The sequence below is a fragment of the Candidatus Mycolicibacterium alkanivorans genome (assembly GCF_022760805.1).
In the GTDB taxonomy this organism is placed as follows: Bacteria; Actinomycetota; Actinomycetes; order Mycobacteriales; family Mycobacteriaceae; genus Mycobacterium; species Mycobacterium alkanivorans.
Map to the genome: position 1 here is coordinate 1124392 of NZ_JAIVFL010000001.1, position 19756 is coordinate 1144147.

Consider the following 19756-nt stretch of genomic DNA (forward strand, 5'->3'; position numbering starts at 1 on the left):
CCCACCACCTAATCGCCGGCCATAGCCAATACCCGCAGGACGTTGGCCCGCCGATCTTCGATGGCGCGGCCGATCTCCTGCAGCAGCACGGGCTTGCGCAGTACCAGCTCTTCCATGTGCGCGCGGTCGATTTGCAGCACGGTGACCTCGTCGAGGGCATACGCCCCGGCCAGTACGGGCTGCCGCGTCAGCGCGGTCTGGCCGAGGAACGCCCCTTCCTCCAGCGTGCCGACTGAGATCAGTGATCCGTCGTCAACCGTCGCTGTTATGCGCACCCGACCTGCAACGAGGAAGGCCATGGCCGTGGGCACTTCGCCCGAATGCTGAAGGATCTCGTCGGCGCCGAAGCGGGCGACCGTGGCATACGCGGCCAGCTCTTGTAGGTCGGTGTGGACAAGCCGCAGCTTGGGTGCGACGGCGCGCAGCGCCTTCTCGACACGGTCCCGGGTGGAGAACTCGTCCACGGCCCCGTCCAGGTGCAGGGCTTCGCGCCGGGCCGCGTACCACGTCCAGCGCAGGAACATGGACCGCGCGGCGGCGTCGTCGGCGGGGGACTGCAGCGCGACGGTGGTGCGGTACTCGCTGCCGCCGACTGCGACGCTCACTGGCGCCACGTCGGACTTGCGGTACGGCAGCATGTTGGCTAGCCGGTTGAGCATCGCGCACACAACGTCGGGCGGATCAACCAGTGAGAACGTCGTGGTGATCAAGATCTTGTGCGCCCCGGCAGGCTGGCTCAGGTTGGTGAAGGACGCGCCGGCCAGCACCGAGTTGGGCATGACCTGCATGCCACTGCCGGTGTCGATATGGGTGGCCCGCCAGTTGACCTCGACCACCCGGCCCCGCGCCGTCGGGGTGTCGAGCCAGTCGCCGATCTGGAACGGCTGCTCGAACAGCAACAGCAGGCCGGAGATGATCTGGCCGACGGAGTTCTGCAACGCCAGGCCCAGAACAACGGTGCTGATTCCCAGCGCAGTGAACAGACCTCCGACATTGGCGCCCCAGATATAGGAGAAGATCATCGCCAGGCCGAGCGCGATCAGCACGAAGCGGGCCACGTCGATGAAGATGGTCGGCAACCGTCTGCGCCAACTGCCCTCGGGCGCGCCTTGGAAGACCGTCGCGTTCAGCCCTGACAGCAGCATCACCAGCACGACGAAGCCGAACACGGTGGCCACCACGCGCACCGAGGTGGCCTCGGCCGACACCTCGGTGGCCTTGACCAGCAACAACAGCAATGCAGCCAGCGGAAGCAGATAGTTGCGCAGGAGGCTGACCGGCCTGGCCAGGATGCTCTGCCTGCGGACCAGCACGTGCTGCCACTCGGTAAGCAGAATCAGCCCGACCGGCAGGCCAACGGCGACCCCGATCGCCCAGTAGAACCACGAGGAGTCCAACAGGGCCGTCATGACTGACGCTCCGACAGTCGCCAGATCGGCTCCTCGGCCCCGTCGACGGTGATCACGCCGACCCGGGCGAAATGCCGCGAGTCACGCATGATCTCGTACACATCCGCCGTCACGTAGATGCCCGGCTTCGGGGAACCGCTCTGCACCTGGTAGGCCAGGTTGACCGCGGCACCCCACATGTCATAGACAATGGTCGACCGGCCGACCAGCCCACTGGTCACGGTGCCGGTGTCGATGCCCGCCCTGATGTCGAGGCGGCGGCCGGTCTCCCCGTTGAACCGGTCGATGATGCGCTGCATCCCCAGGGCGAAGTCCACCGTGCGCCGGACGTTGTCCAGCCGCGGCACATTCAGCCCGCAGCTGGCCAGGTAGCCGTTGCGCAGGGTCCTCACCCGCTCTACGCCCAGGCCCTCTGCCGTTGCGTCGAACTGTCGCAGCAGTTCGTTGAAGATCGCCAGCGATTCCTCCGACGGCAGCTCGTCGGACAGTTCGTCCAGGCCGACGATGTCGGCAAAGATCACCGTGACGTCCTGGTGATCCTGCGCGATGGTCTGCTCGCCCTCCCGGTAGCGCTGCACCACCTGCTCGGGCATCAAAGACAGCAGCAGCCGATCGTTCTCTTTGCGCTGCTCGGCGAGCAACTGCTCCTTGATGCCGAGATTGCGGCTCATCTCGTTGAAGGCCGCCGTCAGATCGCCGATCTCGTCCCGCGACTCGACCGGTACCGAAACGGCGTAGTCTCCGCGGCTGATGCGCTGGGCACCGGCCTCCAGCCTGCGGATCGGCCGCACGAACAGCTGGGCGAGCAGCATGGCCGCGATGCAGACCACGAACACAAGCGCGGTCGAAGTGAGCACCAGGGTGCGGGTGAACGACGACTCCGGCGCGAACGCCTCGGAGGTGTCGATCTTGGCGATGATCGACCAGTGCAGGTCGGTGTTGGGCAGCGTGACCGGGGCATAGGCCTGCAGCGTCTGGTGTCCGAGATAATCCGAGGTGATCAGCGTGCCGCTCTGCCCTCGCTGAGCGTAGTGCAGGGCGTCCGTGGCGACGGGTTGCACCAGCATGGTGCCGCCCAACCGGACCGCCTCGTCGACCACGTCGGGTGGGGTGCCCGCTTCGACGGCGTCGCGTTTATATTGCTCCGCGTTCTGCAGGAACAGCCGAGAATCGGACCGCATCAGATCGTCAGGCCCGGCCAAATAGGTTTCACCGGTCGTACCTAGGCCGGTCGACTGCCACTGCTTGTCGACGGTCATCAACCGGTTCAGTCCGGTGATTGGGAACTGCAGGGCCAGTGCGCCGTCGACGCGCCCGTGCACCCCCACCGGCGCCACCATCCAGGCCGTTGGGGCATCCCCGGCCGGCTGGTAGCGCTGGAAGTCGGTGACCGCCGCGAAGTCCACCGCGTTCGACGCCATGGTCTGTTCGTAGGCGCCACGCAGGTTGTTCTCCCGATACGGCCCGGTCAGGAGGTTAGTGCCCAGGTCGACGCCCTTGTCGGCGGAATACACCACGTTGCCGCGACCGTCGAGCAGCAGCGCGTCGATGAAGCCGAACCGGTCGACGATCTCGCGGAAGAAGTCGTTGTAGCGGGTGTTGGCCGCGGTCCATGCGCTGCCGTCCCGGGCATCGTCGAGGTCGATCGCGTTGTTGGCGGAGCCGACCGGCGCACTGTAGTAGGCCTGCAGGTATTTCTGGGCGTTGGAGTCCGGTAACAACGCGAGCGGATCGAGCCGTTTGCCGGTCTTCTGTTCGGTGTTCTTGGCGAACTGGTTGTAGCGGTCGGCGACCTGTTGCTGTTGCGCCGGGTTGATGCTCGCCGTGGCGAGCTGGTCGAAGCCGGCGGTGAACGCTCCCAGCGCATCGATGGTTGTCGACCCGCGGGTATACATGATCAGCGAATTCCTTAGGTCGTTGATCTTGTCCTGCATTTGCCGGCTCTGCGAATCCCGCACCTGGGTCAGCCGGTCGAACACAGATGCCCGCAGCGAAGTGCGGCCCGACTCGTAACCGATTAACCCCACCACGGCCGCCGACACGATGCTGGAGACCAGCAGCATGACGATCAGCTTGGATTTGATGCTGACCCGCGACAGGAGCCCGCGTCGCAACCGGCCGCGCGCACGTCGAGCAGCGGGTTCTGTCTCCGGCATGGCTGCAGGCGGGGCACCGGTATCGCCGGGCGGCGTTGCCGCGGTGTGTGTGGCCGACGTCGCGGGGTCCTCTGACGCGGTCACCGGCCCGAGGCTCGCCCCAAGCGACGACAGCGGCATTGGTTTCCTCTCGGTTCGGCGGTCTGATCGATTCGCGAAGCGACACTGCCCCCGAGCACCGCAGCAGACTAGCGGGTAAAACTGAATCCCGCATAATGAGGTTTCTCACCTGGGGCGTGTGAGGTTGGTGTGACCGGAGTTTCCGGCGTGTCGCGAGAGCAGGACGTGGGGTTCCTGCTCAAGGATCGGTTTCGACCAAGAAAGCCGTTCTGCCGCAAGAGAACCCCACGTGTTCACCTACTCTGCCAGCTGCGACGTCCCCCTACATCACCTCGCACTGGTCGAACGAGAAGGGCGACGTCGAGTGGCGGTGCCCGGGTCATTGACGGCCCTCGCGCAGCCGTTCGGCGACCTCGTCGCGCCGCTGTGGCCAGCGCGGCAGCAGCAACCGCACTTCGCCCGCCGCGGAGTCTCCCGGGGCGGATGCTCGAAGCCGGTGGTGGCCAGGTCAGCGGCCAGCTCGTTGATGCGAAGCTGAGGGTCGGGGTCGGACAGCAGGTCAGGCTCGGCCTCATCCCAGCTGCCCCAGGTCTCCAGCGGCAGGATGTGCGCACGGAACCACGCAGGTGAGACGGTGCGGGCCACCCGGCGCAAGTGGGGGGCTGATGCTTTCGGGCCAGAACCGTGCTGTGCGTTCTCGGCGCTAATCTTCGCGTTCGATGACGGCGTCGAGGCTCTCGGCGACCTCCTCGGCGAGGAGTCGCCCGGGACCATCGTAGAGCGACGAGGCTCCGGGGCCGAACAGCTTCCAGCTGCCGCGCTGCGAGGAGTACCGCGGCTCCCCGTAGAGCACGACCACCTCGGCCGGTTCGCGGTGGGCGAGTTCGGATTGCCGGGAATGCCAGATGAAGCCGTGCAGCCGCTTGCTGCGGCCGAGTGCGGACACCGCCAGCCTGCGGGTGCAGGGGTAGTGCTCGGCGGCGGAGGAGACGACGGCCTCCCTGGGCAAGTCGAGCCGCCGTAGCTGCGCGTCTCGCAGATCGGCCAGCGCGGCGATCGCGGGAACCCGAACGTGGGCAAGCAGTTTGCCGCGCAGGTCGCGCTCGTAGACGATGCGGTCGCTGCTCTGGTGCACGTCGTGGAACACCGTCTCCAGCAGCGCCGCGGTCGGTGTCGCGGCCAGGTAGAGGCTGGGCAGGCGCTGCGTGGTCTTCGGATCGTTGATCGGGGAGAACCGGGCGTCACCGTAGCCGGGGTTGTGCTCGTCGTAGCCCCAGGTCGCGTCGTAGACGCGATACCATGTCGTTCCCTTCGCCAGCGACACTGTCCGCAGCGGGGGCAGGTCCGGTGCTACCGTGCAGCCGTCGGGGTCGGGGCAGGTGAGGTCCTGCGGCGGCGGCGTCTTGGCCAACGCGGGCGGGCTCAGGCCGCGTTGGCCGCGGCGAACCGCTGAGCCGCGCGCAGCACCCGCTGGGGGTTGGAGCGCACGAGCTGCTCGGGAATCTCCCCGGAGAGCAGGCTTGTCGGTGCGGTCAGCCACGTCCACAGCGCCCAGCTCTGCACGCCGGCGTCGATCAGCGTCTGCAGGACGGGCTGCAGCTCGGGCCGCGGCTCGGCGTTGGCGTCGAGCTGGAAGGCGGGAATGATCGTGCGTCCGTCGTGCTTGACGGTGAACAGCTCCCGGGCGTCCTTGCGCCGCGACAGCCACGTGCGGGTGCTCGACTCGCGGGCGTCGCCGCGCACCTGCTGCAGCGATTCGTGGGTGTAGGCCGGTGTGGCAAGCAGCGCGTCTCGGTGGGCGGCCAGCCGCTGGGCCTGCGCCAGGCTCGCCGGCGGGATCAGCGACACGTTCTTAGCCATCAGGGTCTGCACCAGGTTGTCGCGGACTTCCGCGACGCGGGCGGCCCTCACTACCTGAACCTCGGCGTGCAAGCGGAGCGCCTCGAGGACCTCACGCCGGCTGACGCCGCGCACTTCCAGATGATCCCCGCGCTCCTGCACCTCATAGGTGGGGGAATCGGCAACGCTCATGTAGCAAGTGTAGCAATGATGCGCTGAAGCCACGACTGCTACAGGCATGGAATCTGCACCGGCAACGCCTTGCTGGCACGGAGCGACGGCTGCCAAGGGGCGCACCGGTGCTGGCAGCGGCCGCGGCGTCGGCGATGATGGGCAGATGCCCACCCTGGTCTATCCCTACCTCACCGACTGCGGCGGTGTACCGGCGCGGGAGTCGCCGCCGCGAAGCACCACTCCGCGGCGCCTCGGCTACTGACCGGCGGCGGCCCGGCGTCCGGGAAGGGCGCGGAAACTCCTCGGCGTGGCGCGGTTACGCCGCGGAAACGGAGCGCGATTCTGTAAACGAGGCGGGACTTGGGCGGGCAATCCAGGCCTTCACCTGCGCTTTTATGCAACCGGGCGTTTCTGAGAAACCGCAGGTCGGCTGTTACCCAGGATGAATAGGTCGGGGGTTCGATTCCCCCAGGCGGCTCCACTTTTTCCGGGGCCACATGGGTGCGCTCAGCGCGGAGCCAGAAAGCCGACCGGGCCCGACGCCAGGCACAGCGAGAGCGCGGTGGTGGCTGCGCGCACGGTGATCGCATCGCCGGCACCGGACAGCCGGACGTACACCCGGTTCAGCCCGGGGTGCACCGCTACCTTGGTCTCGGGCCCCTCCGACAGCGACATCAACATCGAGCCGTCACTGTTGGCCAGGTAGTTGATCTCGGCGGTCCACTCCGCCGGCAGCATCGGCCCGTCCAAGGGCATCTGCACCGCGACATCGGGCTGCACAAAGTACCCGCAGCCCGGCTTGGGGCCCGGCACGATCGTGCGCACCCAGGCCACGTTGGCGTCCACCAAGTGGCCGGAGGTGTCGAGCATCCGCAATTGCGTTGTGTACTTGGCGAATTCGGGCCGGTCGCGAATCAGTGCGAACATGTGATTGGCCAGGTTCTCCGGGTAAGCCACCCGCTGCAGCACCAGTGGGTCCACCTCTTGGTCCAGTAGAGGCGCCGACGACGCCGCCCGCGCCTGCGCCAGCGCGCGGACCGCGTTCTGCAGATAGGGCTGCGCCGGGTTGTCCTTCCAGCTGGTGAGGAACGTCGAAGTCGAGTACAGACTGCTGGCCACAAACGCCACTGCCGCGACGAGGGTGACCGCGGTGCGCGAGCCCGACGGGTCCAATCGGCCCGACCCGGCACGGTTGGGAGCGCAGAACCCGACAGCGGCCAGCAGAGTCAGTACGACGACGAGATCGGGGAAGTAGCGCAGGGTCTGGGCCAACTCCAGGGCGGTGAACTTCGAGGACCGCATGAGGTAGATCGGGATCTGGCAGGCCACCGCATAACCCAGCGCCGCCAGCCAGACCGGCCCGATGCGCTGCTTGCGTGCCAGTGACACCGCCACCACCGCGGCCAGTACCACCCAGCCCAGCACCATCACCGATAGCGGTGGGACGCCCCACGGGGACGCCGGCGCCCAACGCTCCCACCGCCACGGACCGCCCACCAATCCCGGCACGATCCCGTGAGTGAGCGAGCGCCGCAACAGATCCCACGTCATTGCCAGATCCGAGCTCCACCGCTGCTGGTCGACGACCACGAGGTAGACGGCCACCCATGCACCGGTCAACGCCAGCGCTGGAACCCACAGCCGTATACCGGCCCGCCACACCGCGCGCACCGGTTCGCCGCGCACATGCCACAGCAGCGCGGCAACCGTGAATGCGACGAACGGGGTGACGGCCGCCTTCTCGAAGAACAGCAGACCACCGAGGTATACCAATACCCCGCTGACCGCATACCGCCGATTTCCGGTGCGCAGCAACAGGATCGCATCGCCACACACCCAGGCCATCGCGGCCAGCATGGGCAGGGAGTTCAGTGCGGCCGCCCACCACGCGAAGCCAGGCACGCCCAGCGGGCTGAACAACGCGAACGTCAGGGGAATCAGCAACACCGGGCGCCAGCCCAGGATCACGTACAGGGTTCGCAGGACCGACAGCGAGACCAGCAGCTGCAGCACCACCAGGCTGACCGCCGGCCACGCCCACACCAGCGGGGCGAGCCGGGTGATCACCCCGGCGACCAGGAACGCCGCGGGCATCACGTGACCGTCATGGTCGTCGAACAGGTAGGTGGGGGACCACAGCCCCTGCGTGCCGGCGCGCCCGACGAGGATCAGGTCGTCCCAGTAGAAGTAGCCGCCGAACGCCAGCACCGCGCGCACCACCAGCTGCAGCACCATCAAGGCGACGGCCGCCGCCGCGACCGGTGGCACGCGCGCCACCCGAGCCGGAACTGCCATCGCCTCGACTGTACGGCCCCTCGGTAGGGTGACACGAATGCAGGTATTGGTCACCGGCGCCGCCGGGTTCATCGGATCGACGCTGGTCGACCGCCTGCTCGCCGACGGGCACACCGTCGTCGGCCTCGACGATCTGAGCAGCGGCGCGGCGGCCAACCTCGACGGCGCCCGCACCCAGGACGGGTTCGAGTTCGTCGAGGCCGACATCGTCAGCGCGGATCTGGCCGGGCTGCTCGATCGGCACCGGCCCGAGGTCGTCTACCACCTCGCCGCACAGATCGACGTCCGCCGCTCGGTCCTCGACCCGCAGTTCGATGCCACGGTCAACGTCGTCGGCACCGTGCGACTGGCCGAGGCGGCCCGGCGCGCAGGGGTGCGCAAGGTGGTGTTCACCTCCTCCGGTGGGGCGATCTACGGCGTCCCGAAGAACTACCCGACCAACGAGAGCGCCCCTCCTGACCCTGAGTCGCCTTATGCTGCAAGCAAACTCGCCGGTGAAACCTATCTGAACACCTTCCGTCACCTCTACGGTCTGGACTGCTCGCATATCGCCCCGTCCAACGTCTACGGTCCGCGGCAGAACCCGCACGGCGAGGCCGGGGTGGTCGCCATCTTCTCCACCGCGCTGCTGGCGGGCCGGCCCACCCGGGTGTTCGGTGACGGGTCCAACACCCGTGACTACGTGTTCGTCGACGACGTCGTGGACGCTTTCGTGCGGGCCTCCGGCCCAGCCGGTGGCGGCCAGCGGTTCAACATCGGCACCGGCGTGGAAACCTCCGACCGTGCGCTGCACAGCGCGGTCGCCAAGGCCGCGGGCGCGCCCGACGAGCCCGAGTTCGCCCCGCCCCGGCTCGGCGACGTGAACCGCTCGTGCCTGGATGTCCGCAAGGCCGAGATGGTGCTGGGCTGGCATCCGCAGGTGCGCCTCGATGAGGGCGTGCGGCGCACCGTCGAGTACTTCCGCGAAATCGCCTAGGGCTGTTCGGGCACGCGCGCGCCTTCTAGCGCTACTGCACGGGCCAGCCGGGCATACCGCAACTCGAGTTCCTTGAACCGCATGTAGGTGCTCATCGTCGTGAACACGAACGCGATGATCAGGGCGTAGGTCAGCAGGTCCACCCCGCGCCGCACACCGAGCCAGTTGGCCAGCACGGTGGTGTCGTCCGGCCGCAGGATCGCATAGATCGCGGCGATGACGAACAGCACGTAGCCCACCTTCACCCACGCCTTGGCCTTGGCGTTGGTGCGGGCCCGCAGCAGGTACACCAGCAGTGCGATCACGGCGGCGATCAGCAGCACCTGGATCCAGTTCATCGGCGCATCCTTCCTCGCAGGAACCCGTCGAAGATGATGTTGACCCCGTTGAGCAGCGGTTGGCCCTTCGACATCGAGTAGTCGGTGTAGAGGATCTCGACCGGCTCCTCGGCCACCCGCCAGTTGTTCTCGACGATGATCTTGATGAATTCGCTGGCGTGGCTCATGCCGTTCATCGTCAGGTTGAGGTTGTCGGCAACGCATCTGTTGAAGACCCGCAGCCCGTTGTGGGCGTCGGTGAGCCCGAGCCGGTGGCTACTCGGGCTGAGTGCGGCGGCGGTGCGCAGGATCAGCCGCTTCAGTGGCGGGGTGTGGCTGACCGTCGTCTCGGCGAAGCGGGTGCCGACGACGATGTCGACGTCGCCGTTGGACAGCCGGTCGATCATGGCGACGACGTCTTTGACGCGGTGCTGGCCGTCGGCGTCGAAGGTGACGAACACCGACGCGCCGGGTTGGCGCCGGGCGTACTCCACACCGGTCTGGATGGCCGCGCCCTGGCCCAGGTTCACCGGATGGGGCACAACGTGGGCACCGGCGCGCAGTGCGACGTCGGCGGTGTCATCGCGGCTGCCGTCGTCTACGCACACCACGTGGTCGAAGACTTGGCGCAGGTCCGCGATGACGCCGCCGATGACCTGGGATTCGTTGAACGCCGGGATGATGATCCAGACGTCGGGGTAGGGCGTGTCGATGCCCACAAGGTACACGCTGACCGGGGGACGCTCAGCGTCCGGCGCGGGCCAGCGCGGCCAGGTGTACGGCGATGCCGACCACTGGCCCGCACAGCAGCGCGATGACGGTGCGTTGCTCCAGATCCAGCGGCAGGCTCAGCAGCGCCGCCGACGCCGCGGTGGCCCCCACCCAGCCGATCGAATACGCCCGGTGCTGCGCGGCGGCCACGGTCGCCGCGCCGGTCAGGGTCAGCAACGCGATCGCGACCGCGCCGGCGGTCAGCCACGCCAGCAGCGAACCGGCTGGCGTGTACGCCGCGCCGAAGGCGACCCGGATCAGCCAGGGGCCCACCAGCCACGCGGCCAGCACGCCGACCGCACCGAGCATCAGCACCACCAGGGCAGGAGCGATCAGCGCCTTGAGCCGGTGGCCGCGGTGGTCGACGAAGTGGGCGATCAGGTTGCCCTGCATCGCGGTCAGCGGCACCAGCAGTGGGGCGCGGGTCAACGTCACCGCCAGGATCACCACGCCGCCGGCGGCGCCGAGTTCACCCGAGGTCGCCTTCAACAACACCGGGAAGCCCATCACCAGGATCGCGCTGGCCCCTGCGGCGGCGATCGAGTGGGCTGCCCCGGCCAGGAAGGTCCCGGTGCCGCGGGGGGTACGCACCCGGGCGGCCATCCGGGCGGCCGGCGACACCAGCAACAGCAGCACCCAGCCCACCGCGCCGCCGACCGTCGCCCACAGGAAGCCGAGCAGACCCCAGCCCAGGAGGAACGTCGCGGCGGCCACCACGACGCGAATCACCGCGTCGGTCACCATCAATCCGCCGTACTGACCCCAATTACCCAGTCCCGCGTGCAAACCCAGCAGTGTGGCATGGACGCAAAAGCCGGCCAGGCCGGCGCTGAGCAGTATCACCGACAGGGCTCTGGACTCGCTGAAGACGTGCGGCGCCCACAGCGGTGCGGTGACTGCCATGACGGTGGCCGCCACCACGCCCAGCCCGGCCCCGACCCGCATCGGATGGGTCTGCGGGCCCTCGGTGACCTCGACGTGACCGGTTGACCGCACTTCGCGGGTGGCTTCCTGCAGCAGTCCGTAGGCCGCGCCGCCGACCAGCCCGAAAGCGCCCCAGAACACCCCGAACACCGAGAAGCCGGCCGGGTCGAGATCGCGGGCGGCTAGGTAGAGCACGGCATATCCGCACAGTGCCGAGATGGCGGTGGCCACGCCGACGCGGGCCACGCTGCCGCGGGTGATCGCCGCGCCGCGCACCTGGCCGGCGCCCGCGACTCTCAGTGCGTCGAACGACGCACCCGCGTCGGTCACAGCGGCGGGACCTCCGTCGAGAACAGCCAGGCGTTCCACAATGGACGCAGCGACTCCTCGGCGTAGTTGGCCGCCAGACCGGTGAAGTCGTCGGTGACGACGGTGCTGTGCCGGTGACGGGTGGTCCAGTCCCGCAGCAGGGCGAAGAATTTGTCGTCACCGATGGCGGTGCGCAGCACGTGCAGGGTGAGCGCGCCCCGCTTGTAGACGCGGTCGTCGAACATGTCCTGCGGCCCGGGGTCGGCCAGCAGCAGGTTCTGCGGCGAGTTGGCCAGCTTCTGGTGGTAGTGCCGCGCCCACTCATCGGCGCTCCGGCCGCCGGAGTTCTCCGACCACAACCACTCCGCGTAGCAGGCGAATCCCTCGTGCAGCCAGATGTCGCGCCAGCGCCGCGCGGTCACGCTGTTGCCGAACCACTGGTGGGCCAGCTCGTGGGCGATCAACCGTTCCGAGCCGCGGTTGCCGTCGCAGTGGTTGGCGCCGAAGATCGAAATCCCTTGGGCCTCAAGCGGTATTTCGAGGTCGTCGTCGGTCACCACGACGGTGTAGCCGTTGCTCAGGGGATAGGGCCCGAACAGCGTGATGAACAGCTTCATCATCTGCGGTTGACGGCCGAAGTCGTGATCGAAGTTGGCCCGCAGGCGATCCGGCAGTGCGGCCTGCATCGGTACTGGCGCCTTGGGCAACTTGAGAGTTCCGTACATGCCGATCTGCAGCGTCGCCAGATAGGTCGACGTCGGTTCGGGCTGCTCGTAGGTCCACACGGTCTGCGCGGCGCGGACCCGGCGCGACACCAGCTCGCCGTTGGCGATCGCCCGGTACGGACTGTCGGTGCTGATCTGGATGCGGTAACTGGCCTTCGCGCTGGGATGGTCGTCGCAGGGAAACCACGAAGCCGCCCCGTTTGGCTGGCCCGCGACCAGAACCCCGTTAGACAGCTCTTCGAAACCGACTTCGCCCCACGGGGTTCGGAGGGGCCGCGGTGATCCGCTGTAGCGCACCTCGATCGACATCGCCGCCCCGGCCGGCAACGCCGAGTTGAGGGTGATGTGCAGCTTGCGGTGGGCGGCGCGGAAGTTCGCCGGCCGACGGCCGTCGACGGTCACCTTGGATACCGACAGCGCATCGGACAGGTCGAGGGTGAACGTCTTGAGCGAGGTCAAGGTGACAGCGGTGATGGTGGCGCTTCCGGCCAGCCGGTTGATCGCCACCTTGTACTCCAGGGTGAGTTCATAGCGCGACACCCGGTATCCGAAGTTGCCGTTGTTCGGCAGGTACGGGTCGATGACGGGGGCCGCGCCGCTCTTCTTGACGGCCTTCTTGACGGGTCGTTTCACGCCGCGGTATCCCTGGACTGCCCGGCACGGTCGCCGTCACGGGATTTCTTGCGGGAAACCACCCACGGTGCAATGGGATTGCCCTGCCAGCGAGTCGAGGCGGGCACCTCGTCACCACGCATCACCAGCGAGGCCGGCCCGACGGTGGCACCGGCGCCGATCTTGGCAGCCGGCAACGCCACGCAGTGCGGGCCCAGCGTTGCGCCGTCCTCCAGCACGACGGTGTCCATCCGCATGATCCGGTCGTGGAACAGGTGGGTCTGCACCACGCAACCGCGGTTGACGGTGCTGCCGCACTGCAGCGTCACCAGGTCCGCTTCGGGCAGCCAGTACGTCTCACACCACACCCCGCGCCCGATGCGGGCACCGAGTGCCCGCAGCCACAGGTTCATCACCGGAGTGCCGGAGGCGGCCCGGGCGAACCACGGCGCGGCCACGCTCTCGACGAACGTATCCGACACCTCGTTGCGCCAGACGAACGACGACCACAGCGGGTACTCGACGGCCTGGATGCGGCCGACCACGATCCATTTCGCGGCAACGGCCGTTCCGCCGGCCACCGCGCCGGCGGCCAGCAGCAGCACGCCGCAGGCCAGCGCGGCCCAGCCGTAGCCGAAGTGCAGAATCAGCGCCTGGAGGGCGGCCAGCACCGCGACGCCGATGGCGAACGTCACCATCACCGGGATCAGCCGGCAGGTCTCGACGGTCGCGCGCATGACCTTCAGCCGCGCAGACGGCTGATACGTCAGTGAGGCGTCGACCTCGTCGGCGTGGCGGCGCAACCGGATCGGCGGGCTGCCCAGCCACGACGAACCGGCCTTGGCCTTGTGCGGTGCGGCCGACAAGACGGCCACCAACCCGTCGTCGGGAACCCGGCGGCCGGGCTGGGTGATCCCGGAGTTGCCCAGGAATGCCCGCTTGCCGACGGTGGCCTTCGCAGCGTGCATCCAGCCGCCGCCCAGTTCGTAGGAGGCGACCATGGTGTCGTCGGCCAGGAACGCACCGTCCTCGATGACGGTGAATTTCGGGGTCAGCAGTGCGGTCGAAATCTCGGTGTTGCGACCGACTTTCGCGCCCAGCAGCCGCAACCACCACGGGGTGAGCAGGCTGGCGTAGATGGGGAACAGGTAGTTGCGCGCGGCGTCCATCAGCCGCTCGGTGGCCCACAGCTGCCACCCGATGCGGCTGCGCACCGGGTGATAGCCCTCCCGCAGGCCGATCGACAGCACCCTCACGGTGACCACGGTCAGCAACGCATAGAACGCCATCGCCGCCAGAGTCGCGACCGGGATCCATGGCGCCGCAACGGCAACCGCGGAACCGAAGGTCGCGCAGTGACGGGCCGGCCACAGCAGGACCGCCAGCCCGACCGCCAGCGACACCAGCGGCACCGCGCCGAGCAGCACCGAGGTCAGGCCGTAGACCACGAGCCACTGCGCGGCGCGCGGGGGCCGGTGCTCCGGCCACGGGTGGCGCGCCTTGCCGGACTTCACCGCGGGCGAGCCCTTCCAGTACTGGCCGTTCTTGACCTTGCCCACCACTCCCGAGCCGGGTGCCACGTCGGCGTCCTTGCCCACCACCGCACCGGGGAACAGCGTGGTGCGCGCCCCGATAGTCGAGTCGTTGCCAACGGTGATCGGCCCGACGTGGAACAGGTCGCCGTCGATCCAGTGCCCGGTCAAGTCGACCTCCGGTTCGATGGAACAGCGGTGGCCCAGCCGCAGCATGCCGGTCACCGGGGGCGCCGAATGGAGATCCACGCCGTTGCCGACCTCGTTACCCAGTGCCCGCGCGTAGTACACCAGCCACGGCGCGCCGGACAGGTTCTCCGCGCCGCTGGCGTCGGCGAGCCGCTCGGCCAGCCACACCCGCAGGTGCTCGGGGCCGCCGCGGCGGTACGTGCCCGGCTCCAGCCCGGACAGCAGCGTTCGCGCGCCCAGAGCCGCGATGCCCATCCGCCCCAGCGGGGTGATGAACAACACGAACGCGACCGCGATCAGCCACCAGTTGAGCGGCACCAGCCATGGCAGTGGATGCACGGCGGCGGCGACGTTGTTGATCAACGCCAGCCAGGTGAGCCACTGCAGACCGGTCAGCGTCGCCAGCGGCACCGACAGCAGCATCTGGGCGACCTGGGTGCTGACCGGCGTGGGCCGCACGTCGCGTGGGGTGACGGCTACCGCCGGCGAGAGCTCGTCGAGGAACTCCGCCAGCGATCCCAGCCGCGGATGGTCGTAGAGCTGGGCGACGGTCAGCTGCGGATAGTGTGCGCGCAGCGCGGCCACCAACTGGGCTGCCGACAGCGAACCTCCGCCAAGTGCGAAGAAGTCGGCCTCCGGCCCGTCGACCACCGCACCGAGGACGTCGCGCCACAGCCCGGCCAGCCACCCCGTCGTGCCGTCGAGGTCGGGTTCGTTCTCCCGATAGCCCGGCGGCGGCCAGGGCAGCGCATTGCGGTCCACCTTGCCCGAGGTGCGGGTGGGCAGTTCGTCGACCAGAACCAGCCGCGGCACCAGCGCTGCCGGCAGGATCTCGGCGAGCTGCGCCCGCGCCGCGGCCAGGTCGAAGTCCGGGTCGGTGCTCGCGATGTAGCCGACCAGCATCGGGGTGCCGCTCGCGGTGCGACGGACCGCCGCCGCGCCGCCGCTGACCCCCGGCAGGTGCACCAGTGCGGAGTCGACCTCGCCCAGTTCGATGCGCCGCCCGCCGACCTTCACCTGATCGTCGGCGCGGCCCTGGAAGTACAGCCCGTCGGATTCCAGGCGGACCAGGTCACCGCTGCGATACGCGCGCGCCCAGCCCAGCGACTCCATCGGCGCGTACTTCTCGGCGTCCTTTTCCGGGTCGAGGTAGCGGGCCAGCCCGACGCCGCCGATCACCAGCTCACCGACGCCGCCGAGGGGAACAGGTGCGCCGGCCGCGTCGACCACCGCCAGATCCCAGCCCGGCAGCGGCCGTCCGATGCTCACCGGGCTCGGTCCTAACCCCGGATCGCTCCGCTCCTGCCTGCCGGTGCCGTCGAGGCGGGCGGCGCTGGCCACCACCGTGGCCTCCGTCGGCCCGTAGGTGTTCCACACTTCCCGGCCCTCGACCGCCAGGCGCTCGGCCAGCTCGGGCGGGCAGGCTTCGCCGCCGAAGATCAGCAGTCGCACCGACTCCAGCGCCTCGGCCGGCCACAGTGAGGCCAGCGTGGGCACCGTCGAGACCACGGTGATGTCGCGGGCCACCAGCCACGGTCCGAGGTCCATGCCGCTGCGCACCAGGGCACGCGGTGCGGGTACCAGGCACGCACCGTGCCGCCAGGCCAGCCACATCTCCTCACACGAGGCGTCGAACGCGACCGACAGCCCGGCCAGTACCCGGTCGCCGGGACCAATCGGGTTGTCCTGCAGGAATATCTGCGCCTCGGCGTCGACGAACGCCGCCGCGTTGCGGTGCGTCACCGCAACGCCCTTGGGGGTCCCGGTCGATCCCGAGGTGAAGATGATCCAGGCGTCGTCGCGGCCCAGCGGCGCCGTCGCCCGCCAGCCGCGGGAGGATCCGTCGCCCCGGGACAGGCCGGCTTCTGTGATGACGCCGACCACGCCGGCCTCGCCGAACACCAGATGGGCCCGCTCGTCGGGGTCGTCGGCGTCCACCGGAACGTAGGCGGCCCCAGCGGCCAGCGTCGAGAGGATGGCCACGTACAGGGCATAGTTGCCCGACGGCATCCGGATGCCGATCCGGTCGCCGCGGCCGATGCCCCGCGCGCCCAGCCATTCCACGCTGGCCTCGATGTCGGCGATCAGCTCGGCGTAGGTCAGCACCACGCTGCCGTCGTCGATGGCCGGCGCGTCCGGGTAGCGGACCGCGGTGGCGTAGAGGATGTCGATCAGCGTGCGTGGCGCCGGGGCGCGTTCCGACAACAGGTACTGAGCGGGAATTTCCGGCATCGCCACGACTGTGGATACTAGGCCGCGCCGACGACGGGGCAGCGCTGGACGCGGCCCGGATTGTGCGCGAGAGCTCCCCTCTGACAGACTGCTGTCAGAGGGGAGTATTCCTCGGCCGCGGTGTCGTCACCACGGCGGTCGTCATCGACCGTCCGGTGCCGCGGGTCGCATCGCGACGGAAGAGACCTCGGACGTTTTGTGACGCCCGGAGGTCGGTTGTGAACGTGTCCCAGCTCGAGTGGCTGATCACCCTTGGTGTGACGGTCGCCGTCCTGCTGTTCGACGTGATCGTGATCGCCCGGCGGCCGCACGAGCCGTCGATGCGCGAGTGCGCTCTGTATCTGTCGTTCTACGTCGGGCTGGCGATCGCCTTCGGCATCTGGGTGTGGAACTTCCACGGCAGCCAGTTCGGGCTGGAGTTCTTCGCCGGCTGGCTCACCGAGTACAGCCTGTCGGTGGACAACCTGTTCATCTTCATCATCATCATGGCCAGCTTCAACGTGCCGAAGGTCTACCAGCAGCAGGCGCTGCTCGTGGGTATCGTGCTGGCCCTGATCTTCCGCGGGATCTTCATCGCGCTGGGTGCCGTTGCGATCAAACAGTTTTCGTGGATCTTCTACATCTTCGGCGCGTTCCTGGTCTACACCGCGATCAGGCTGGTCCGCGACACCGACCACAGCGACGACGCCGAGAACTCGGTGGTGCGCTTCGCCCAGACGTACCTGAACACGACCGACAAGTGGGCCGGGCTCAAGCTCTACGTCAAAGACGGCGGCAAGCGGCTGATGACCCCGATGTTCCTGGTCGTCGTCGCCCTGGGCACCACCGACCTGCTCTTCGCGCTGGACTCGATCCCGGCGATCTACGGGCTGACCAGCGAGCCCTACCTGGTGTTCACCGCCAACCTGTTCGCGTTGATGGGCCTGCGGCAGCTGTACTTCATGCTCGGCGACCTGCTGAACCGGCTGGTCTACCTGTCGCAGGGCCTGGCGTTCATCCTGTTCTTCATCGGCGTCAAGTTGGTGCTGCACGCGCTGCACGACAACACCCTGCCGTTCGTCAACGGCGGTGAACACGTCGACGTCCCGGAGATCCCCACGCTACTGAGCCTGGCCGTGATCATCCTGACGTTGTTCCTGACGATGGTGGCAAGCCTGGTCAAGACCCGGGTGATCGACAAGGCCTGACAGGTCCGAGCCTTTCCCTTCCCGGTGATCACAACCCTTGGCGCCGTCGGCCGGCGCCCATAGCGTGACGGGCATGCCGGAGACCCGAACGCGCGGACGACGTGCGCTGCGAGTGTTCATCACCGACCCGGTGGGCCGGTGGACGGAGCTGACCGGAGGTGGGCACCCGGTGGTGCGGCTGAGCGCACCGGACCTGCAGGAGGCGCGCCGGCGGCGCCGCAGGCTGCCCGCCGATGTCACCGTCGTCCTCGATGTCGCGGTCGCGGTGGCCGACGACTCCCGCGCCGCGCTGACCGCGCTGTCGGGTCGCGCCGGTGACTCCACCGTCGCCTACGCCGGCACGGTCGACGGGCTGGCCGGCCTGGTCGCCGACCTCTACGTCGCCGGGGTCGCCGACGGTGTCACGCTGATCCCGGTGACTCCGGACGACGACGTGCGCGGGTACGCCCGGGACGCGCTGAGCCGCATCCGGAGCCGGCTGCGGATCCCGGCCGCCTAGCTAGGCGCCGCGCCGCCTACCCTGGTATCCGGAGGGAGGCATCACGATGATCGAAGTACTTCCGGACATGCCGGCCGGCGTCACGGGATTCCGGGTCTCGGGCCGGCTCAGCGGGGACGAGCTCAAGCAGTTCCGGCCGAGGTTCGATGCGGCGCTGGAGAAGGGCGAGGACATCAGGATCGTCGAGGTCATCGGCTCCGATTACGAGGGCTTCGGCCCCGGCGGGCTGCTCGAGGACTTCAAGATGGGCTTCGGCACGGTCTATCCGCACCACGCGGCTTTCAAGCGCATCGCAATCGTCACCGACAAGGACTGGGTGGCGCACACGCTGCACGCGCTGGCGTGGCTGGTCCCGGGCGAGTGTGCGGTGTTCGGTCTCGACGAGCTCGACCGAGCCATCCAGTGGGCTGCGGGGTAGTTCTCAGGCCCAGTTGTCGTAGCCGCCCTCGGGGCCGAGCATGCGCTCGAGGCGGCTGCGGTTGATCCGGGCCAGCTCGTTGCGCACCATCTTGCGTTCGGTCTCCGGATCGTGGTGCATACGGTCGCGGACGGCGGCGATGACTGACTCCGCGCGATGCTCGGGAGCCAAACCGCCGATGTGCATGACGAAGTGGTGGCCGAAGCGTTCGGCGTAATCGTTGACGACGGTGTTCAGCTCCGCCATCACCTCGGGACGGTCGTCCCACACCGAGCAGTGCTCGGCGGCGGACTTGGTGCTGCGCGGCCGGGTGCCGACGTGCGGGTAGGCCTGCAGGATGTCGTCGATCGAGGTCTCCGACAAGGAGAACAGCAGCGCGTCGGCTCGGCGGAACAGCGCGTTGTGGTCGGCGTAGGGGCGCCCGCGAGCCAGGTCGCGCGCCAGCGTCACGCTGTTGCAGCACTCGTAGAGTGCATGCAGGGCCTTCTTCTCGGGAAGCTCATTGAACGCCTCGAGTCCGATGCCCTGGTGTAACAACACACAGCCATCATCGAAGTGCCAAACCACAACCGGGTTACCGGATGTTACGGGCAGGCTAAATATGCCCGGATGCGGATGAGCAGCGTCACGTCGGGGACGTTCAGTGGCCCTCGGCAGCGAACCGTGCCCGGGATTTCTCCACCTCAGCCTCGGCCTCGGCGCGGCCCACCCAGTCGGCGGCCTTCACGAACTTGCCCGGCTCGAGGTCTTTATAGTGCGCGAAGAAGTGCTTGATGCCGTCGAGTTCGTGCTGCGGCACGTCATGCAGGTCCTGTATGTGGTCCCAGCGCGGATCACCGGCGGGCACACAGAGCACCTTGTCGTCGCCACCGGCCTCGTCGACCATCTTGAACATCGCTACCGGCCGCGCCTCCACCAGCACGCCGGGGAACACGGGCTGGGGAAGCAGCACCATCGCGTCGAGCGGGTCGCCGTCGGCGCCGAGGGTGTCCTCGATGAAGCCGTAGTCGGCGGGGTAGGCCATCGGGGTGTAGAGGTAGCGGTCCAGCCGCAGGCGGCCGCTGTCGTGGTCCACCTCGTACTTGTTGCGCTGACCCCTGGGGATCTCGATGGTGACGTCGAATTCCACCCC

General features: G+C 68.4%; 16 protein-coding genes. 4 read left to right on the forward strand and 12 right to left on the reverse strand.

Annotated elements, in window-relative coordinates:
* Positions 1 to 8 precede the first annotated feature (8 nt).
* The 5 genes from K9U37_RS05520 to K9U37_RS05540 form a co-directional block, all read right to left on the reverse strand.
* A complete protein-coding gene (locus K9U37_RS05520; RefSeq protein ID WP_243070853.1) occupies positions 9 to 1409 on the reverse strand; it encodes a mechanosensitive ion channel domain-containing protein in 1401 nt (466 codons plus the stop codon).
* Positions 1406 to 3565, reverse strand: a complete 2160-nt coding sequence (locus K9U37_RS05525; protein ID WP_243073238.1) for an adenylate/guanylate cyclase domain-containing protein — start codon at positions 3563 to 3565, stop codon at positions 1406 to 1408. The genes K9U37_RS05520 and K9U37_RS05525 overlap by 4 nt, the downstream gene beginning before the upstream one ends.
* A gap of 763 nt (positions 3566 to 4328) precedes the next feature.
* Complete coding sequence (locus tag K9U37_RS05530) at positions 4329 to 5036, reverse strand: RES domain-containing protein (protein ID WP_243070854.1); 708 nt, start codon at positions 5034 to 5036, stop codon at positions 4329 to 4331.
* Between the two features lie 11 nt (positions 5037 to 5047).
* A complete protein-coding gene (locus K9U37_RS05535; protein ID WP_243070855.1) occupies positions 5048 to 5656 on the reverse strand; it encodes a hypothetical protein in 609 nt (202 codons plus the stop codon).
* A gap of 489 nt (positions 5657 to 6145) precedes the next feature.
* Positions 6146 to 7933: a hypothetical protein gene (locus K9U37_RS05540; RefSeq protein WP_243070856.1), complete on the reverse strand. Its 1788-nt coding sequence runs from the start codon at positions 7931 to 7933 to the stop codon at positions 6146 to 6148.
* A gap of 37 nt (positions 7934 to 7970) precedes the next feature.
* Here K9U37_RS05540 and K9U37_RS05545 point away from each other — a divergent pair, with 37 nt between their 5' ends.
* On the forward strand, positions 7971 to 8909 hold the full coding sequence (locus tag K9U37_RS05545; RefSeq protein WP_243070857.1) for an NAD-dependent epimerase/dehydratase family protein: 939 nt from the start codon (positions 7971 to 7973) through the stop codon (positions 8907 to 8909).
* Here K9U37_RS05545 and K9U37_RS05550 read toward each other — a convergent pair.
* Genes K9U37_RS05550 through K9U37_RS05570 form a run of 5 tightly spaced genes read right to left on the reverse strand, consistent with a single transcriptional unit; the run spans position 8906 to position 16520 of the window.
* The gene (locus tag K9U37_RS05550) at positions 8906 to 9247 is read right to left on the reverse strand and encodes a DUF2304 domain-containing protein (protein ID WP_243070858.1); all 342 of its coding nucleotides are present in this window, start codon (positions 9245 to 9247) and stop codon (positions 8906 to 8908) included. The genes K9U37_RS05545 and K9U37_RS05550 overlap by 4 nt on opposite strands.
* Positions 9244 to 9945, reverse strand: coding sequence for a polyprenyl-phospho-N-acetylgalactosaminyl synthase PpgS (ppgS, locus tag K9U37_RS05555; RefSeq protein ID WP_243070859.1), 702 nt, complete (start codon positions 9943 to 9945; stop codon positions 9244 to 9246). Before ppgS ends, K9U37_RS05550 begins: the two co-directional genes overlap by 4 nt.
* A gap of 25 nt (positions 9946 to 9970) precedes the next feature.
* Positions 9971 to 11221 (reverse strand): polysaccharide biosynthesis protein, encoded by a 1251-nt coding sequence (locus K9U37_RS05560; protein ID WP_243073239.1) that lies wholly within the window; start codon positions 11219 to 11221, stop codon positions 9971 to 9973.
* Positions 11222 to 11247: 26 nt separating this feature from the next.
* A complete protein-coding gene (locus tag K9U37_RS05565; RefSeq protein ID WP_243070860.1) occupies positions 11248 to 12588 on the reverse strand; it encodes a M1 family metallopeptidase in 1341 nt (446 codons plus the stop codon).
* Positions 12585 to 16520 (reverse strand): Pls/PosA family non-ribosomal peptide synthetase, encoded by a 3936-nt coding sequence (locus tag K9U37_RS05570; protein ID WP_243070861.1) that lies wholly within the window; start codon positions 16518 to 16520, stop codon positions 12585 to 12587. The genes K9U37_RS05565 and K9U37_RS05570 overlap by 4 nt, the downstream gene beginning before the upstream one ends.
* A 218-nt stretch (positions 16521 to 16738) precedes the next feature.
* On the opposite strand from K9U37_RS05570, the gene K9U37_RS05575 reads away from it, so the two are divergent.
* The 3 genes from K9U37_RS05575 to K9U37_RS05585 all read left to right on the forward strand — a co-directional run bounded on the left by K9U37_RS05575 (position 16739) and on the right by K9U37_RS05585 (position 18624).
* Positions 16739 to 17707, forward strand: coding sequence for a TerC family protein (locus K9U37_RS05575; RefSeq protein WP_243070862.1), 969 nt, complete (start codon positions 16739 to 16741; stop codon positions 17705 to 17707).
* Positions 17708 to 17780: 73 nt separating this feature from the next.
* Positions 17781 to 18206: a hypothetical protein gene (locus tag K9U37_RS05580; protein ID WP_243070863.1), complete on the forward strand. Its 426-nt coding sequence runs from the start codon at positions 17781 to 17783 to the stop codon at positions 18204 to 18206.
* Between the two features lie 46 nt (positions 18207 to 18252).
* On the forward strand, positions 18253 to 18624 hold the full coding sequence (locus K9U37_RS05585) for a SpoIIAA family protein (RefSeq protein ID WP_243070864.1): 372 nt from the start codon (positions 18253 to 18255) through the stop codon (positions 18622 to 18624).
* 3 nt (positions 18625 to 18627) lie between these two features.
* On the opposite strand, the gene K9U37_RS05590 is transcribed toward K9U37_RS05585, so the two are convergent.
* Positions 18628 to 19164 carry a 2-oxo-4-hydroxy-4-carboxy-5-ureidoimidazoline decarboxylase gene (locus K9U37_RS05590; protein WP_243070865.1) on the reverse strand — a complete coding sequence of 179 codons (537 nt, stop codon included), beginning with the start codon at positions 19162 to 19164 and terminating at the stop codon, positions 18628 to 18630.
* Between the two features lie 100 nt (positions 19165 to 19264).
* A complete protein-coding gene (locus tag K9U37_RS05595) occupies positions 19265 to 19753 on the reverse strand; it encodes an inorganic diphosphatase (RefSeq protein ID WP_243070866.1) in 489 nt (162 codons plus the stop codon).
* Between the last annotated feature and the right edge of the window lie 3 nt (positions 19754 to 19756).

Bases quoted from the DNA above. Each gene is read 5' to 3' on its own strand.
- K9U37_RS05520 (WP_243070853.1), bottom strand. From the start codon at position 1,409: ATGACGGCCCTGTTGGACTCCTCGTGGTTCTACTGGGCGATCGGGGTC.
- K9U37_RS05525 (WP_243073238.1), bottom strand. From the start codon at position 3,565: ATGCCGGAGACAGAACCCGCTGCTCGACGTGCGCGCGGCCGGTTGCGA.
- K9U37_RS05535 (WP_243070855.1), bottom strand. From the start codon at position 5,656: ATGAGCGTTGCCGATTCCCCCACCTATGAGGTGCAGGAGCGCGGGGAT.
- K9U37_RS05540 (WP_243070856.1), bottom strand. From the start codon at position 7,933: ATGGCAGTTCCGGCTCGGGTGGCGCGCGTGCCACCGGTCGCGGCGGCG.
- K9U37_RS05545 (WP_243070857.1), top strand. From the start codon at position 7,971: ATGCAGGTATTGGTCACCGGCGCCGCCGGGTTCATCGGATCGACGCTG.
- K9U37_RS05550 (WP_243070858.1), bottom strand. From the start codon at position 9,247: ATGAACTGGATCCAGGTGCTGCTGATCGCCGCCGTGATCGCACTGCTG.
- K9U37_RS05570 (WP_243070861.1), bottom strand. From the start codon at position 16,520: ATGCCGGAAATTCCCGCTCAGTACCTGTTGTCGGAACGCGCCCCGGCG.
- K9U37_RS05580 (WP_243070863.1), top strand. From the start codon at position 17,781: ATGCCGGAGACCCGAACGCGCGGACGACGTGCGCTGCGAGTGTTCATC.
- K9U37_RS05585 (WP_243070864.1), top strand. From the start codon at position 18,253: ATGATCGAAGTACTTCCGGACATGCCGGCCGGCGTCACGGGATTCCGG.